Origin of the sequence: Rhodococcus sp. 05-340-2, from assembly GCF_002258915.1 — a bacterium.
Taxonomy (GTDB): Bacteria; Actinomycetota; Actinomycetes; order Mycobacteriales; family Mycobacteriaceae; genus Rhodococcoides.
On record NZ_NOYU01000042.1, the window covers coordinates 121,513 to 137,302 of the forward strand.

General features: G+C 65.5%; 14 protein-coding genes. 3 read left to right on the forward strand and 11 right to left on the reverse strand.

All coding sequences use genetic code 11. From position 1 onward, the window contains the following. Positions 1-36 precede the first annotated feature (36 nt). Positions 37-306: a hypothetical protein gene (locus tag CH271_RS25735; protein ID WP_052047837.1), complete on the forward strand. Its 270-nt coding sequence runs from the start codon at positions 37-39 to the stop codon at positions 304-306. Here CH271_RS25735 and dnaE read toward each other — a convergent pair. From dnaE to lspA, 4 genes are all read right to left on the reverse strand, one after another. Continuing rightward, the gene (gene dnaE, locus CH271_RS25740) at positions 277-3,813 is read right to left on the reverse strand and encodes a DNA polymerase III subunit alpha (RefSeq protein WP_037192775.1); all 3,537 of its coding nucleotides are present in this window, start codon (positions 3,811-3,813) and stop codon (positions 277-279) included. The two genes, CH271_RS25735 and dnaE, sit on opposite strands and share 30 nt — an antisense overlap. Positions 3,814-3,959: 146 nt before the next feature. Next, a complete protein-coding gene (locus CH271_RS25745; protein ID WP_094635439.1) occupies positions 3,960-4,625 on the reverse strand; it encodes a hypothetical protein in 666 nt (221 codons plus the stop codon). Further along, positions 4,625-5,551: an RluA family pseudouridine synthase gene (locus tag CH271_RS25750; protein ID WP_032394372.1), complete on the reverse strand. Its 927-nt coding sequence runs from the start codon at positions 5,549-5,551 to the stop codon at positions 4,625-4,627. The genes CH271_RS25745 and CH271_RS25750 overlap by 1 nt, the downstream gene beginning before the upstream one ends. Beyond that, complete coding sequence (gene lspA / locus CH271_RS25755) at positions 5,548-6,198, reverse strand: signal peptidase II (protein WP_373453565.1); 651 nt, start codon at positions 6,196-6,198, stop codon at positions 5,548-5,550. Before lspA ends, CH271_RS25750 begins: the two co-directional genes overlap by 4 nt. 71 nt (positions 6,199-6,269) lie before the next feature. Here lspA and CH271_RS25760 point away from each other — a divergent pair, with 71 nt between their 5' ends. Both CH271_RS25760 and CH271_RS25765 read left to right on the forward strand, forming a co-directional pair. Continuing rightward, the gene (locus CH271_RS25760; RefSeq protein ID WP_256986558.1) at positions 6,270-7,241 is read left to right on the forward strand and encodes a hypothetical protein; all 972 of its coding nucleotides are present in this window, start codon (positions 6,270-6,272) and stop codon (positions 7,239-7,241) included. Next, complete coding sequence (locus tag CH271_RS25765; RefSeq protein WP_094635440.1) at positions 7,238-7,981, forward strand: hypothetical protein; 744 nt, start codon at positions 7,238-7,240, stop codon at positions 7,979-7,981. The genes CH271_RS25760 and CH271_RS25765 overlap by 4 nt, the downstream gene beginning before the upstream one ends. Positions 7,982-8,079: 98 nt before the next feature. Here the strand turns inward: CH271_RS25765 and CH271_RS25770 are convergent, their stop codons facing one another. From CH271_RS25770 to CH271_RS25795, 7 genes are all read right to left on the reverse strand, one after another. After that, a complete protein-coding gene (locus CH271_RS25770) occupies positions 8,080-8,565 on the reverse strand; it encodes a hypothetical protein (RefSeq protein WP_179274638.1) in 486 nt (161 codons plus the stop codon). A 197-nt stretch (positions 8,566-8,762) separates the two neighbouring features. Beyond that, a complete protein-coding gene (locus CH271_RS25775; protein WP_094635441.1) occupies positions 8,763-10,121 on the reverse strand; it encodes a DNA polymerase IV in 1,359 nt (452 codons plus the stop codon). Between the two features lie 2 nt (positions 10,122-10,123). Beyond that, positions 10,124-10,771 carry a peptide deformylase gene (locus CH271_RS25780; protein WP_094635442.1) on the reverse strand — a complete coding sequence of 216 codons (648 nt, stop codon included), beginning with the start codon at positions 10,769-10,771 and terminating at the stop codon, positions 10,124-10,126. Continuing rightward, a complete protein-coding gene (ileS, locus tag CH271_RS25785) occupies positions 10,768-13,905 on the reverse strand; it encodes an isoleucine--tRNA ligase (RefSeq protein WP_094635443.1) in 3,138 nt (1,045 codons plus the stop codon). Before ileS ends, CH271_RS25780 begins: the two co-directional genes overlap by 4 nt. A gap of 280 nt (positions 13,906-14,185) precedes the next feature. Continuing rightward, the gene (locus CH271_RS29040) at positions 14,186-14,362 is read right to left on the reverse strand and encodes a hypothetical protein (protein ID WP_037192792.1); all 177 of its coding nucleotides are present in this window, start codon (positions 14,360-14,362) and stop codon (positions 14,186-14,188) included. Positions 14,363-14,441: 79 nt separating this feature from the next. Continuing rightward, complete coding sequence (wag31, locus tag CH271_RS25790; protein WP_094635444.1) at positions 14,442-15,293, reverse strand: DivIVA-like cell division protein Wag31; 852 nt, start codon at positions 15,291-15,293, stop codon at positions 14,442-14,444. Between the two features lie 160 nt (positions 15,294-15,453). Further along, positions 15,454-15,741 (reverse strand): YggT family protein, encoded by a 288-nt coding sequence (locus CH271_RS25795; protein ID WP_037192795.1) that lies wholly within the window; start codon positions 15,739-15,741, stop codon positions 15,454-15,456. Positions 15,742-15,790: the final 49 nt, after the last annotated feature.

Here is a 15,790-nt window from a genome sequence, read left to right on the forward strand (position 1 = left end):
CACCCGAACCTGCCGGGGTTACCAGAGGAGAACGCGATGACCTACACGAGCACCCAGGTGAGCCGTCGACCCGCTCCCGCGCTGCGCACCGCCGACGTCGCAGGCATCGCGTGGCCCGTGTACAAGCTCGAAGCCCTCGCACTCGGATTTCTCGTGTTCGCCGCGACCCTCGTCATTGCCGGCTCCCTGCAGGCAGCAGTGCTGGCAGGCGCAGCGGTTGCCGTCGTCGCGTGGTGGACGCTGCGCCTGACCGAGCTCGGTTCGACCGGCCCGGCGTCAGCCCGTCAGGCAGCCCGGCCCCAGTAGCGCCTTCAGGTCTCCCATCAGCGCCGAGGTCGGCGTCACCCTCAGACTGTCATCGAGTTTCATCGTGGTGATCTTGTCGCCACTGACCAACCGCAGATGGACGTCCGAGGTCCCCGGGTGACTGATCAACACCCGCTTGAGCGCGCCGACCTTGTCGGCGGTGCACAGCCGCGTCGGTAGACTCACCGCAAGCGGCTTGTCGATGCCGATGGCCGAAAGATCCGGCACCGCAAGGTCGTTCGCGATCAAGGACACCCGGTCGTCACGCACCGAGACCCGACCCTTGACCAGTACCACCGAATCCTCGGTGACGTCGGCACCGAACACCGAGTACGCCTGCGGGAAGAACAGCACCTCGATACCACCGGCCAGGTCCTCGAGCTGAGCCGACGCCCACGTCAAACCGTTCTTGTTGATCCGACGATTCACCGAGGCGAGAATGCCGCCGACGGTGACCTGAGTGCCGTCCTTGATGTCACCTTCGAGGATGGTGGGGATGTTGCAGTCGGACTTCGCGGCCAGCATGTGCTCGACGCCCAGAAGCGGGTGGCCCGAGACGTAGAGACCGAGCATCTCGCGTTCGAGGGCGAGCCGGTGCTTGGATTCCCACTCCTCGTCCGGCACCCGAACGTTGAACACTGCGGAGATGGACTCGTCGGCATCCTCGCCGCCGAACAGATCGAACTGACCGATCGCCTCGGCCTTCTTGGTGCCCATCACCGCGTCGATCGCATCGGCATGGATGAGCATCAGACCCTTGCGCGGATGATCGAGCGAGTCGAAAGCACCTGCCTTGATGAGGGATTCGGTGACCTTCTTGCTGCACGCGATCGCGTCGATCTTGCCGAGGTAGTCGGAGAAGTCGGTGTACTTCGACTTCTCCGATCGCGCCCTGATGATCGACGCGACCACATTGGTACCGACGTTGCGGACAGCGCCGAGACCGAACCGAATGTCCTTGCCCACCGACGCGAAGTTCAGTTCGGATTCGTTGACGTCCGGTGGCAGCACCGTGATACCGAGCTTGCGACAGTCGGCGAGGTAGATCGCGGCCTTGTCTTTGTCGTCGCCGACGCTGGTGAGCAGGCCTGCCATGTACTCGGCCGGGTAGTTCGCCTTGAGGTATGCCGTCCAGTACGACACCAGGCCGTAGCCCGCGGAGTGAGACTTGTTGAACGCGTAGCCCGCGAAAGGCAGCACGGTGTCCCACAGCGCCTTGATGGCCGCCTCGGAGAAGTCGTTGTCCAACATGCCCTGCCGGAACCCGGCGTAGGCCTTCTCCAGCTCGGAGAGCTTCTTCTTGCCCATGGCACGACGGAGCAGGTCGGCCTGGCCGAGCGTGTAGCCGGCCACCTTCTGCGCGAGCTGCATGATCTGCTCCTGGTAGACCACCAGGCCGTACGTCTCGCCGAGAATCACCTTGAGGGGCTCTTCGAGCTCCGGGTGAATCGGCTTGACCTCTTGCCTACCGTTCTTGCGGTCGGCGTAATCGTTGTGCGAGTTCATGCCCATCGGACCCGGCCGGTACAGGGCCAGGACGGCGACGATGTCCTCGAAGCCGGTGGGCTGCATACGGCGGAGCAGATCACGCATGGCACTGCCGTCGAGCTGGAAGACGCCGAGAGTGTCTCCGCGAGAGAGCAGGTCGAAGGTCGCCGGGTCGTCGAGTGGGAGAGCGTCGAGGTCGATGTCGATGCCGCGGTTGGCCTTGATGTTGTCGATGGCATCACCGATGACGGTGAGGTTGCGCAGACCCAGGAAGTCCATCTTGAGCAGGCCGATGGCCTCGCACGACGGGTAGTCCCAGCCGGTGATGATCGCGCCGTCCTGCGCGCGCTTCCACACCGGGATGGCATCGGTGAGCGGCTCGGAGGACATGATGACCGCGCAGGCGTGCACGCCTGCGTTGCGAATCAGGCCTTCGAGTCCCTTGGCCGTCTTGTAGATGGTTGCGACATCGGGGTTGGAGTCGATCAGCGCTCGAACCTCGACGGCTTCCTTGTACCGCTCGTGCGCCGGGTCGGTGATGCCGGCCACCGAGATGTCCTTGGCCATGATGGGCGGCGGCAGCGCCTTGGTGATCTGATCGGCGATTCCGAAGCCGGGCTGGCCGAACTGCACTCGTGCGGAGTCCTTGATGGCGGCCTTGGTCTTGATGGTGCCGAACGTGATCACCTGGGCCACTCGATCGCTGCCCCACTTCTCGGTGGCGTAGCGGACCATCTCACCGCGGCGACGATCGTCGAAGTCGATATCGATATCGGGCATCGACACGCGCTCGGGGTTGAGGAATCGCTCGAACAGCAGACCGTGCGGCAGTGGGTCGATGTTGGTGATGCCCATGGCGTACGCGACCAACGATCCGGCAGCGGATCCTCGGCCGGGCCCGACGCGGATGCCGACGGCCTTGGCGTGGTTGATCAGGTCGCCGACCACCAGGAAGTAGGCCGGGAAGCCCATCTCGAGAATGACCTTGATCTCGTACTCCGCGCGCGCGAGGTAGTCCTCGGCCGGTCCGTCGGGGAATCGACGCTCGAGCCCGGTCATGACCTCGTGGCGCAGCCACGTGCCCTGGGTGTGGCCCTCGGGCACGGGGAAGATCGGCATCCGGTCGCGGTGCGCCCACACCTCGTCGTAGGGCTGCACTCGCTCGGCGATGAGCAGCGTGCTGTCGCAGGCACCGGGCACCTGATCGTCCCAGAGCTCGCGCATCTCGGCGGCGGACTTGAGGTAGTAGCCGTCGCCGTCGAACTTGAAGCGAGTGGGATCGCTGAGCGTCTTACCGGTCTGGATGCACAGCAGCGCCTCGTGGTTCTCGGCGGCGTCCTTGGTGACGTAGTGGCAGTCGTTGGTGGCCAGCGGTGGGATCGAGAGCTTCTTGCCGATGTCGAGCAGACCTTCGCGGACGCGTCGCTCGATGGACAGGCCGTGATCCATCAGTTCGAGAAAGAAGTTCTCCGGGCCCCAGATCTCGCGCCACTTGGCTGCGGCCTCGAGCGCTTCGCGCTCCTGGCCGAGTCGGAGCCGAGTCTGCACCTCCCCCGACGGGCAGCCCGTGGTGGCGATGATGCCCTCGGCGTGCGAGGCGATGATCTCCTCGTCCATTCGGGCCCACTTGCCCAGCTGGCCCTCGATGGAGGCGAGCGAGGACAGCTTGAACAGGTTGCGGACCCCGGTGGCGTTCTCGGCGACCATCGTCATGTGCGTATAGGCACCGCTACCGGAGACGTCGTCGGACTTCTGACTGCGGTCACCCCAGAGCACGCGCTTCTTGTTGAACCGCGACTCGGGGGCGATGTAGGCCTCGATGCCGATGATCGGCTTGATGCCTGCCTTCTTGGCCTCGTTGTAGAACTCGCTGGCCCCGTACATGTTGCCGTGGTCGGTCATGCCGACCGCCGTCATCTCCAACCGTGCCGCCTCGGCGAACATCGCCCCGATCTTGGCGGCACCGTCGAGCATCGAATATTCGGTGTGGTTGTGCAGATGAACGAACGAATCGGCCACGAAGGTTCTCTCCTGAAGGTCGTGCGTTTTCGAAAATACGAGCCGCGAATGCACCCACTCTAGGCGGTGAAACCGACAGAATTTTCAGGCCGCCGGTGTGTCCTGGGAGGACGTGACAGGTGTGACGGATGCGACGAAAGATGTTCTCACTCTGCCGGCACGGGACCGTCGTCCGGCAACGGCGCGACGACGTCGACGTACTCCGGCAGAAGTGGCTCGACCGCGAACTTGCCGGACACTGCATCCGGCGGAAGCGCCTGCACCGCTCGCACATCGGCGCGGCCGGCCAGCTCGGTCAACTCGGCAGGGGTCCCACGCACCACCACCGTCACCACACACGCACACCCGTCGAGGAGACGTCGCTGCGACACTGCGGCGATCTGCGCCTGCCGATCCCCAGCCCCGAACGATTCGGTCGCCTGGCTCGCTGCGCGCGCGGCCGAGTTCAGTACCGAGCGTTCGCTGCCCGGCACGCCCACGGTGAGTATCGGAGTCTGCACGCGATCGAGCGGAACACGCAGGAGCACCTGCGAGATACGAACCCCGTCGGCGACGGCGTAGGCCTGTTCGGCGGTGAGTTCGCGATCGAACGACACCGAACCCCACCGAGGTTCGGCGTTGTCGCTACGCAGGCTCGCCTCGGCGCGGGCCAGATAGTCGGTCACCTGCTCGCCGCTGTCCGGGCCGAGCCGGTCGGTGCTCACACTCAACTGTCGTACCGGATTGAGGTGCCCGACCACGGCGAGCGACCCGACCACGAGCGCAGCGGCAACGATGCCGCCGAGCACACCGGAGACTCCCCTGGTGCGCATCACGCCTTCCGAAGCACCTCGAGTGCGTGCTCGAGGTCGGCCGGATACTTGCTCTCGATTTCCACCCAGCGGCCGTCGGACGGATGCGCGAAGCCGAGCGACCGGGCATGCAGCCACTGCCGCTCCAGACCCAATCGTTCGGCCAGCCGCGGATCGGCACCGTAGGTCAGATCGCCACAGCACGGATGTCGCAGAGCCGAGAAGTGCACCCGAATCTGGTGCGTGCGACCGGTTTCCAAGTGCACGTCCAGCAGGCTCGCGGCCTGGAACGCCTCGACCGTGTCGTAGTGGGTGACGCTGGGCTTGCCGTCGGCACGGACGGCGAACTTCCAGTCGTTGCTGCCGTGTCGACCGATCGGGGCATCGATCGTTCCACTGCTCGGGTCCGGATGGCCCTGCACCAGCGCGTGGTAGCGCTTGTCGATGGTCCGCGCCTTGAACGCCCGCTTGAGCACGGTGTACGCCCGCTCGGACGTGGCGACCACCATGACTCCGGACGTGCCGACGTCGAGGCGATGGACGATGCCCTGCCGCTCGTGCGCACCGGAGGTCGAAATTCGGAAACCGGCGGCCGCGAGACCACCGATGACGGTGGGGCCGGTCCAGCCGACACTGGCATGCGCGGCGACCCCGACGGGCTTGTCCACGGCCACGATGTCGTCGTCGGCGTAGAGGATTTCCATCCCCTCGACCGGCTCCGCCTCGATCGTCAACTCGCGGGCCGGCTCGGGCAGCGTGACTTCGAGCCACGAACCAGCGGCCAGCCGGTCGGACTTGCCGACGGCACCGTGATCGACCAGAACAGAGCCTTCCTCGGCGAGGGTCGCGGCAACGGTACGCGAGAGCCCGAGCAGCCGAGCGAGACCGGCGTCCACCCGCATTCCGTCCAGACCGTCGGGCACCGGCATCGAGCGCGATTCCCTCACTTGTCGGCCTCGCCTGCGGCGTCGGAGTTCGACTTGGTCACCCGTTCACCGTTCGGCTCGAAGCCGAACAGGCTCAGCACGACGAGCAGGATCGCACCACAGACGATGGACGAGTCGGCAACGTTGAACACCGGCCACCAGCCCACCGACACGAAGTCGACGACGTGTCCCTGGAACGGCCCCGGTGCGCGGAAGAAACGGTCGATCAGGTTGCCGAGGGCGCCCCCGAGAACCAGACCCAATCCGAGTGCCCACCACGGCGATCGCAGCGTCCGGCCGATCTTGATCACCCCGATGACGACCGCGACGGCCACGACCGTGAGCAACCAGGTCATCCCGGTGGCCATCGAGAACGCCGCACCGGGATTACGCACCAGCCGCAACGTCACGACGTCTCCGACGATCGAAATCGGGTTGCCGGGCTTGACGTAGTGCACCACCACGATCTTGGTCACGAGGTCGAACAGCAGAATCACGGCTGCGATCGCGACCAGCAACCGTGTCCTGAGCGGCTTCGGAAATCGATTCACTGCGCTGTCGGTATCGGTCACCTGGGAGTCCGCGGTCTCGTTCGGTGCCGGAACACTACTCGTCTCGGCTGGCGGATCGTCGGCGCGGTCTTCACTCACCTGTCCATCATGGCGCATGGACGGCGGCGGGTCCTCATCCGTGCCGCGCACCACCCGTCACTACCGGCGGTGTCAGTAGCCTGGTGCCCGTGAAGTCGACCGATCGTATCCGCACCGTCCGCTCCGGCACCGTCCGTTCCGGTTTTCTCGCCGCCTGCTGTGCAGTGGCGCTCGTCGCCGGATGTTCGAGCACTGACACCGATCCCGCTCCCGAACAGGCCGCGTCCTCTAACGAGGTGACGATCGCCGTGACCCCGACGACGACCACGGTCGTCGACCCCGGTGCCGAGCCGCGGCGCGTGCTGGCACTCGACACCTCCGACTCGGACGAGCAGAACGTGGACCTCACCACCACCTCCACCGTCTCGCAGCAGATCAACAACGATGCTCCGCAGGACTTCTCCAGTCCCGAACTGACCGTTCCCCTGTCCGCGTCGACGTCCGATACCGTGCCGGACGACGACGCCGCGACCGGCGCAACGCGCTCGGTCGAGCTGACCATCGGAGCTGCGACGTCGCCCGACGAAGGACTGACCGACGCACTGTCCGCCTCCGAGGGCTCGACGGCACGGCTGGCGACCAGCGACTCGGGAGCGATCACCGCACTGCACATCACCCCCGCCGACGCCGCGCTCGACACCGCCCGCGCGGCGATCGAACGGTCGTTGAACGCAGCGGTGTACCGCTCCGTCGACTTTCCCGACGCCGAGGTGGGAGTGGGTGCCGTCTGGACCGTCGATCAGCAGGTGCTGAGCGGCATCACGTTGAATCAGCGCACCACGGTCACGCTGCGAGCACTCGACGGTGACCGAGCGACCCTGGACATCGCGATCACCCAGACGCCCGAATCGACGACATGGAACCTGCCCGACGACGCCGGCACGCTGAACATCGCGACGTACACCTTCACCGGCTCGGGAACGCTCGAGATCGATCTGACCCGCCCACTCCCCGTCGGCGGATCGATCACCGCAGGTGGCGAGCAGATGTACACCGACCCCGACAGCACGACCGTGCTGCGTCAGACCGTCGGAGACTCGATCGCCTGGGGTGCCCGATGACGGCGCGGACCACGACGCAGCTGCTGGCGGCGCTCTCGCTCGTCGGCGTCGCCGCGGCCGGATGCAGCGCGGACGAGCCTGCCCCGGCCCCTGCAGTCGCACCCAGCTCCGTCTCCGCACCCGATCCCCTGCTCGGTGCCCCCATCACCGACTCCGGAGTCCTGGCCGCGGCGATGTTGGGTCTCGGCGACCTCCCGGATGGGTTCTCCTCGATCCCCGACCCGGTTCAGGATCTGGGACTCGACCCGGCTCCCGAGTACGACTCCCCCGACAAGTCCGGTACCGACCCGGCCGAGTGCGCCGCGGTACTGGCACCGATCTCGGAGCAGCGGAGCGGAGCGGCGTCGAACGCAGTCGCCCGGTTCTCGGGACCGAACTTCTCGTCGATCGACGAGGATGCGGCAAGTTACCCCGATACGGGCACGGCCGAGGCCTTCACGGCGGTTCAGCAGGCGTGGGCCGGATGTACGGCGTTCAGCGGCACGGATGCGGACGGGGTGAGCGTCGACTACGCGTTGGCAGGCCGGGAGCAGTCGTCGGTCGGCGATGCATCGGCCTCGATACGCCTGACCACCAGCAGCGAGGGGTTCACCTTGATCTCCGACGTCGTGGTGGCCGTGGTCGACTCGACCGTCGTCCAGGTCGTCGTCTCGGATCAGAGTGGTCTGGAACCCGAGACCGTCACCGCGGTCGCCGAAGCGGCCGTCGAGCGCATTCGATCGGTGACGCCCAGCATGTGAATCGGGCCGACTCGGCCGACAAAAACTGCCGGTGACATATCCCCGAGGGGACATGTCACCGGCAGTTCGTCGTGTCGGTCAGAGACGATCGGCAGGACTCAGGGTGCGGGGCACGCCGGGCTGGTCAGCTGCGCGAGCGACACGATGCCGCAGGCGTTGTCCTTCGACAGCTTCCAGACGCCGTCCTCGGGGACGAACTGGAACGTGCCGGGGTTGGCCTGCCCGTTGAGGGTGATGGTGATGCCGGCGTTGAGGACTCCGGTGCCGAGATCGTCGATGCTGGTGATCTCGATCTGAGCGTTGTTGGCTACCGCTGCGGCGGCGACCTGGTTGATCAGCTCCGGATCGGCGGAGGCACCCTGGATCAGGGCGGCCTTCTCCTCGACCGGAACGTTCGGGTCGAGCCCGCGCGCGAGCTGGCCGTTGAGCTCCTCGACGGTGGGGACCGGGGGGTACGCACCGGCGTCGGGAGCGACAGACGCAGAGGTGGTGGCAGCCGTCGTCGTCGTGGTGGGCTCTTCCTCGCCTCCGGAGCTGCAGGCGGTCATGGTGAGCGCTGCGGCGATGGCGATGCCGGCAACCATTGTCCGTCGGGTGTTGCGAAGCTTCAAGTGCTTGTCCTTTTCACTCTGAGTCACGTCTCGATCGTTCTGTGACTCGTCGGTCGTCTGGAATGGGGTCGTCTCGGACCTGGTCCACTATGTCAGCTCGACACGCCCGAGTCACAACGCGATCGGCATACCTGTGAAACCTCACAGAGTTTCCTCAGCGACGCCACAACTCACGTCAGGCTGTCGAGAACGTCGGCAGGGACCAGGTTCTCGTCCGATTCGGCGAAGGTGCGCGCGATTCCCGGCCCGCTGGTTCGGGTCTCGAACCGGACGGTCACCACCGAGTGTCCGGCCCCCTGCACCCAGCCGTGACCGAAGTCGGGATGCCGGACGTCCATACCCGGCTGCCACCGGGGGCCTTCCTCTACGACGATATCCGCAGCCGCCTCGATCGGGGCGGGCGACTCCTCCGTCGCATCCGCGACCGGCTCGTACTCCAATTCGGGGAACAGCGATCCCTGTCGCACGGCCGACAGTCCGGCCAGTCCGACGCCGACCAGCCTGATCGGACCGACGTCGACCGGATCGACGGCAAGTCGCTGCGCCGTGGCGACGATGGTCTGCTTGTCCACCGTCGCGTACGGCAACGTGGCCGATCGGGTGATGATGCTCATGTCGGACTTTCGTAGTTTGAGCACCACCGTCCTGGCACCCCGACCGTCCTTCAGCAACCGGCGATGCGTCGAGTCGACGATGGACTCGATGGCCGGGCGGAGCTGAGCGAGGGAGATCAGGTCCTGTGCGAACGTCGTCTCGGCGCTGACCTGTTTGGCCTCGGCCCGCTCGGCCACGACGCGATTGTCGATTCCTCGTGCGAGCTGATGCAGGCTCGGCCCCATCGTGGCCCCGAGTATCGACGCCACCTCGGACTCGGGTGTGGCCACGAACTTGCCGATGGTGTCGATGCCCAAGCGCCGCAATCGTTCGCCTGCCACCGGTCCGATCCCCCACAACTTCCGGACCGGCAGAGCCGCCATCAGCTCGGCCTGGATTCCCGGAGCGACGACGGTGATGCCGTCGGGTTTGGCCAGTCCCGACGCGATCTTGGCGATCTGCTTCCCGGATCCGGCACCGATGGAGGCGACCAGCCCGGTCTCGGCGAGGATCAACGCTCGTAGGCCTGCGCAGAACTGTTCGACCTCGTGCACCGTCGCTCCGGCGAGTTCGAGCGGCTCGCCGAACGCCTCGTCGATCGAGAGTTGTTCGAGGACGGGCATCGGTCCCCGTAGTGCCTCGAATGCTCGTCGGCTCAGCTCGGAGTAGAGAACGAACCGCGGCGGCAACACCACGGCCCCGGCTCCGACGAGTCGGCGGGCCTGATGCATCGGCATCGCCGAACGTGCCCCGTACGCGCGGGCCTGGTAGCTGCAACCGGCCACCACTCCCCTCCCGCCCGCACCGCCGACGAGAACCGGGCGGCCCCGCAACGTGGGGCGCGTCAGCTGTTCTGCGGAAGCGAAGAACGCGTCCATGTCCAAGTGCAGCACCCATCGGCGACTCCGCAGAGTGTCGTCGGCGATGTTCGACATCGTCAGCCGATATCGACGCTGAAGCCGAGCGCCTGCGCCGCACGGTCGGGTGTCGGATCCGACCACAGCTCGCCGTACACCTCGCTCGTCGTCAGCGATCGCATGTGCGCCGTGTCGATGTACAGGGTGCCGTGGAGATGATCGGTCTCGTGGGCCACGATTCTGGCCGGCCAACCGCGAACCACCTCGTCGATCTCGCGGCCCGACTCGTCGGTGCACTCGAGCCGCACCTCGGCCGCGCGCGTCACGACGGCCTGATACCCGGGAACACTGAGGCATCCCTCGTAGAACCCTGCGGTCCGCGACCCGACCGGGGTGTACCGCGGATTGACCAGTACGCGGAACGGCAGCGGCGTGCGCTCCCGTACCCGGGCCACATCCGCTCCGACGTCGTACAGATCCTCGATCACCGCGATCTGCAGCGGGATGCCGATCTGCGGTGCGGCCAGACCGACACCGGGCGCGTCGTGCATGGTCGCGCGCATCACCTCGATCAACTCCGCGAACGTCTCGGAGTCGAGCTGACCGGAATACCGCGCAGCCCCGGACCGCAGGACCGGGTCACCTGCAGCGACGATGGGCACGACGCCGCCGCGGGCCTCGGAAAGAAGCTCGCGGACGGCGTCGACCGACACGTCGCCGTCGATCATGACGACTTGGTGATCGCTGCCCGCACTCCCTCACCGAGATCGCTGCCGTCGTCTCCGACGCGTCCGTCGACGAGCGAGAGTGCGAGCACCTCGCCCGCGATCAGATCTCGATGGGTGTCGAGCCACGCCTGTCGGTGTTCGGGCACCTCGATGACGATGTCGATGCGGTCCGAGACGTCGAATCCGTGATTACGACGCGCATCCTGCAGTTCGCGGATGCGGTCCTTGGCCCAGCCCTCCGCCTCCAGCTCCTCGGTGACGGCGGAATCGAGCACGACGAGTCCGGCGTTTCCGGGCAGCGGCGCCGTCGATTCGGGTTCGGCGGCAACGAGTTTGCGCGTGTATTCCTCCGGCAGCAACGCGATTCCTGCTGCGCTGACCACACCGTCTGCGTCCTCGGACCAATCGCCTGCCTTGACGGCCTTGATGACCGTCTGGACGTCCTTGCCGATACGCGGACCGGCAGCGCGGGCATTGACGACGAGCTCGAACTTTCCGTGAACGGCGACGTCCTCGGTCAGGTCGACCTTCTTGACGTTGACCTCGTCGGAGATGATGTCGACGAACGGACGCAGCCGCTCCGCATCGGCGGCCGCGACCGTCACCTCGGGCAGCGGCAACCGCACGCGCAGGTTCTGCGCCTTGCGCAGGCCCAGAACCGTCGAGCACACGGTGCGGACCTCGTCCATGCTCTCGACCAGTTCGGGATCCGACGGCAGGTCCCCTGCCTCGGGCCAGTCGGTCAGGTGCACCGAGCGGCCACCGGTCAATCCGCGCCATACCACCTCGCTGATCAGCGGCAACAGTGGAGCGGCGATGCGAGTGAGCACCTCGAGCACGGTGTGCAGGGTGTCGATCGCGTCGGCGTCCTCGCTCCAGAACCGCGAGCGAGACCGTCGCACATACCAATTGGTCAACGCATCGCAGAACGTGCGCAGCTCGTCGCAGGCACCGGCGATGTCGTTGCCCTCGAGCGCATCGGTGATGGCGTCGCGAGTGGCCGACAGCTTGGCCAACACGTAGCGATCGAGCACGTGCGGCGAATCGGTTCGCCACTGCCCTGGCGTCGACGCGTAGAGCTGCAGGAAACTCCATGCATTCCAGATCGGCAGCAACGCCTGGCGGACGCCCTCGCGGATGCCCTGCTCGGTGACGATGAGGTTGCCGCCGCGCAGGATCGGTGAGGACATCAGGAACCATCGCATGGCGTCGGAGCCGTCGCGGTCGAAGACCTCCTTGACGTCCGGGTAGTTGCCCTTGGACTTGCTCATCTTCAGGCCGTCGTCGCCGAGCACGATGCCATGTGCGGCAACCGTTTTGAACGCAGGTCGATCGAAGAGCGCGGTCGCGAGCACGTGCAGGGTGTAGAACCAGCCGCGCGTCTGCCCGTTGTACTCGACGATAAAATCGCCCGGGTTGTGTGTCTGGAACCACTCCTCGTTCTCGAACGGGAAATGCACCTGCGCATACGGCATCGAGCCGGACTCGAACCAGCAGTCCAGCACCTCGGGGACGCGGCGCATCGTCGACTTGCCGGTCGGGTCGTCCGGGTTGGGTCGCGTCAGGTCATCGATGTACGGACGATGCAGATCCGTCGGACGCACGCCGAAGTCACGCTCGAGCTCGTCCAGGCTGCCGTACACGTCCAGGCGCGGGTAGGCCGGGTCGTCGGACGTCCACGCCGGAATCGGGCTGCCCCAGTACCGGTTTCGACTGATGTTCCAGTCGCGTGCACCTTCGAGCCACTTGCCGAACTGGCCGTCCTTGATGTGCTCGGGAACCCAGGTGATCTCCTGGTTCAGCTCGACCATCCGATCGCGGAATTTCGTCACCGCAACGAACCACGACGGCACCGCCATGTAGATCAGCGGCTGACCGCTGCGCCAGCTGTGCGGGTACGAGTGCTCGATGGTCTCGTGCCGCAGCAGGCGACCGGAGGCCTTGAGGTCCTTGATGATCACCGGATTGGCGTCGAACACCATCAGGCCCTCGTACGGCGGAACCAACGAGGTGAACTTGCCACCTGCGTCGAGCGGTTGCACCACCTCGATTCCGTTGGCGGTGGCGACGTCCATATCCTCCTCACCGAAAGCCGGTGCGAGGTGGACGATTCCGGTGCCCGAATCGGTGGTGACGTAGTCGGCCTCGAGTACGCGGTGCGCGTTCTCGTGGCCGAGGAAGAAGTCGTACGGCGGTGTGTAGGACAGTCCGACCATGTCGGAGCCGGTGTGCTCCGAGAGAACCTCGGGCTCCTCGCCGAGTTCCTTCGCATAGTGCGAGAGTCGCTGCGCAGCAAGTACGTAACGCTCACCGTCGCTGCCTCGCACCTGCACGTACCGCACCTCGGGATGCACCGCGATCGCCAGGTTCGACGGCAGGGTCCACGGCGTGGTGGTCCAGATCAGCGCGTTCGCACCGTCCAGGGGCGAGCCGGGAGCCGTCAACGGCATCGTGACGGTGACCGCGGGATCCTGACGCATCTTGTACGCGTCGTCCAGGCGGGTCTCCTGATTGGACAAGGGCGTCTGCTCGTACCAGCTGTACGGCAGAACTCGGTATCCCTGGTAGATCAGGCCCTTGTCGTGCAGCGTCTTGAACGCCCACATGACCGACTCCATGAAGTCGACGTCGAGGGTCTTGTAGTCGTTGTCGAAGTCGACCCACCGCGCCTGCCGGGTGACGTAGTCCCGCCACTCGTCGGTGTACTGGAGTACCGACTGCTTGCAGTAGGCGTTGAACTTCGCCAGGCCCATCTCGTCGATCTCGGACTTGTCCTTGATACCGAGCTGCTTCTCCGCTTCCAGCTCGGCGGGCAGACCGTGGCAATCCCAACCGAAGCGACGCTCGACCTTCTTGCCCCGCATCGTCTGGAATCGCGGGACGAGGTCCTTGACGTAGCCGGTGAGCAGGTGACCGTAGTGCGGCAGACCGTTGGCGAAGGGTGGGCCGTCGTAGAAGACGAACTCCTCGGCATCCGCTCGATTGTCGATGCTGGCTCGAAAGGTGCCGTCCTCGGCCCATTCGTGCAGCACGATGCGCTCGAGATCGGGAAACGGGACGCTGCCCGATCGGCCCTCGGCCAGATCCACCAGCGGGTAGGACTTCGAGTTCGGACGTACGGTTGCATCTGTCATGTCATGTCTCCTCCGTGCCGGCCGCGTTTCGAACGCGACGCAAAGTTGGCACGGGGACGACATCCGGGCGATTCGTACGCCCGATACCGCGGTACCACCCCGCTTGCACGCTCTCGAGTCGGAGCGCGCCACTCCTGATGAGCTGTGACGGGCTCACCCGTTCGGTTCTACTGAACGTCGTTCCGAAACACCTGGGCGTTTCGTGCCGACGTCGTTCTTCCGAAAGCTCCCCGGTGATGGCCGGATCGACGCCTTGAATCTGACTGCATGAGTCGTGATGCTACCTGTCGAGCTCGGACGGAGGCCGTCGGCCCGTGAGCGCGCCGACGAGCAGTAGCACTGCACCCACGATACAAACGACGATGCAGGCCCACGCCCAGACAACCGAACCCGTCATCAGGGCGAGAACCAGAAAGCCGAAGCCGATCGCTGCTGCGCCGAGAGTCAGGACCAACACGGGACTCCTCGCTCACCACTCGACGCGACAACCTGGTCCGACGCTGTCGCGATCGACAGCGTCGGAGTTCGGTGGTGCGTCAGTTGCCCTTGGCGTACGACTGGCTGTACCCCGAGGACTGGTTGTCCTGGTTGAAGTTGTCCTGCCCGTTGTCCACCGGCAACGCCGAGGAACGGTTCTCGAGCTCTTCGAGCTGCGATTCGAGGTAGGACTTGAGCCGCACGCGGTACTCACGCTCGAATGTCTTGAGCTGCTCGATACGACCTTCGAGCACGGACCGCTGCTGGTTGATCGTCGCCATGATCTCGGTGTGCTTGCGCTCGGCGTCGGCCTGCAGTGCGTCGGCCTTCTCCTTGGCCTGACGCAGCTGGGTCTCCGACCGCGTCTGTGCGTCGGACAGCAGCGACTCGGACTTCTGCCGAGCCTCGGACATCATCGACTCCGAACGCGTACGTGCATCCGAAACCAAACGCTCGGCGTTGGTGCGCGCGTTACCGAGCAGCTGCTCGGACTCCGACTTGGCATCACCGGTGAGGCGATCGGCCATCTCCTGAGCGAGGCCCAGAATCTTGGCGGCCTGCATGTTGGAGTCGCCGCTCTGCTGCGGGGCTGCTGCAACGGGCGCGACCGGCGCGGGCTGCGCTGCGACGGGCGGCGGCTTGGGGGGATCCACCGGGCGCTGCGGCTCGGCCTTCGGTGCCGCGACCTGCGCCGGTTGCGGGTTCTGCCGCGCAGCGTTCTTGGCATCCGCGAGCTCCTGGTCGAGCTCACCGACTCGCTGGCGTAGGTCGGCGTTCTCTTCGATCAGTCGCGACAACTCTTGCTCGACGAGGTCGAGAAAAGCGTCGACCTCGTCTTCGTTGTAACCGCGCTTACCGATGGGCGGCTTGCTGAACGCGACATTGTGCACATCAGCTGGAGTCAGCGGCATGGAAGGATCCCTTCACGCGTCTTGGGGCGGTAGAGCAAGCATTCAGTTATATGCCATTCCGCGCGAGTGCAGAACAATCAAACTGTAACTGGCGTCCATTCTGTCACACGGGACACGCAGCATGCGCTGGGTCCCGCGTTCTAACATTTCGTCTGCGATCTCAGGCCGCGAGACCGCTGGTCACATTCCACGCGATGAAGACGACGAACAACAGGACCATGATGGACAGGTCCAGTCGAACTCCACCGAGGTTGAGCGGCGGAATTATCTTCCGGAGGAACTTCACCGGCGGGTCGGTGACCGTGAAGATCGCCTCCAGCAGGATGACGACCACCCCGGTCGGTTGCCAATCTCTCGCAAAGGTTCTGATGAACTCGACGATGATTCGACCGATGAGAAGGAGCCAAAAAAGAAACAATACGATGTTGATCACCGTGAACACGATCACGGCTATACTCTGCCTGAATTCGCCGGGCTGAGCAAAGCGCGCTGGTCAC

What these genes read in the sequence shown, in the direction of transcription:
- CH271_RS25780 (WP_094635442.1), bottom strand. Translation starts at nt 10,771, where the DNA reads ATGATCGACGGCGACGTGTCGGTCGACGCCGTCCGCGAGCTTCTTTCC.
- CH271_RS25735 (WP_052047837.1), top strand. Translation starts at nt 37, where the DNA reads ATGACCTACACGAGCACCCAGGTGAGCCGTCGACCCGCTCCCGCGCTG.
- CH271_RS25775 (WP_094635441.1), bottom strand. Translation starts at nt 10,121, where the DNA reads ATGTCGAACATCGCCGACGACACTCTGCGGAGTCGCCGATGGGTGCTG.
- CH271_RS25765 (WP_094635440.1), top strand. Translation starts at nt 7,238, where the DNA reads ATGACGGCGCGGACCACGACGCAGCTGCTGGCGGCGCTCTCGCTCGTC.
- lspA (WP_373453565.1), bottom strand. Translation starts at nt 6,198, where the DNA reads ATGCGCCATGATGGACAGGTGAGTGAAGACCGCGCCGACGATCCGCCA.
- ileS (WP_094635443.1), bottom strand. Translation starts at nt 13,905, where the DNA reads ATGACAGATGCAACCGTACGTCCGAACTCGAAGTCCTACCCGCTGGTG.
- CH271_RS25745 (WP_094635439.1), bottom strand. Translation starts at nt 4,625, where the DNA reads ATGCGCACCAGGGGAGTCTCCGGTGTGCTCGGCGGCATCGTTGCCGCT.
- wag31 (WP_094635444.1), bottom strand. Translation starts at nt 15,293, where the DNA reads ATGCCGCTGACTCCAGCTGATGTGCACAATGTCGCGTTCAGCAAGCCG.
- CH271_RS25770 (WP_179274638.1), bottom strand. Translation starts at nt 8,565, where the DNA reads ATGGTTGCCGGCATCGCCATCGCCGCAGCGCTCACCATGACCGCCTGC.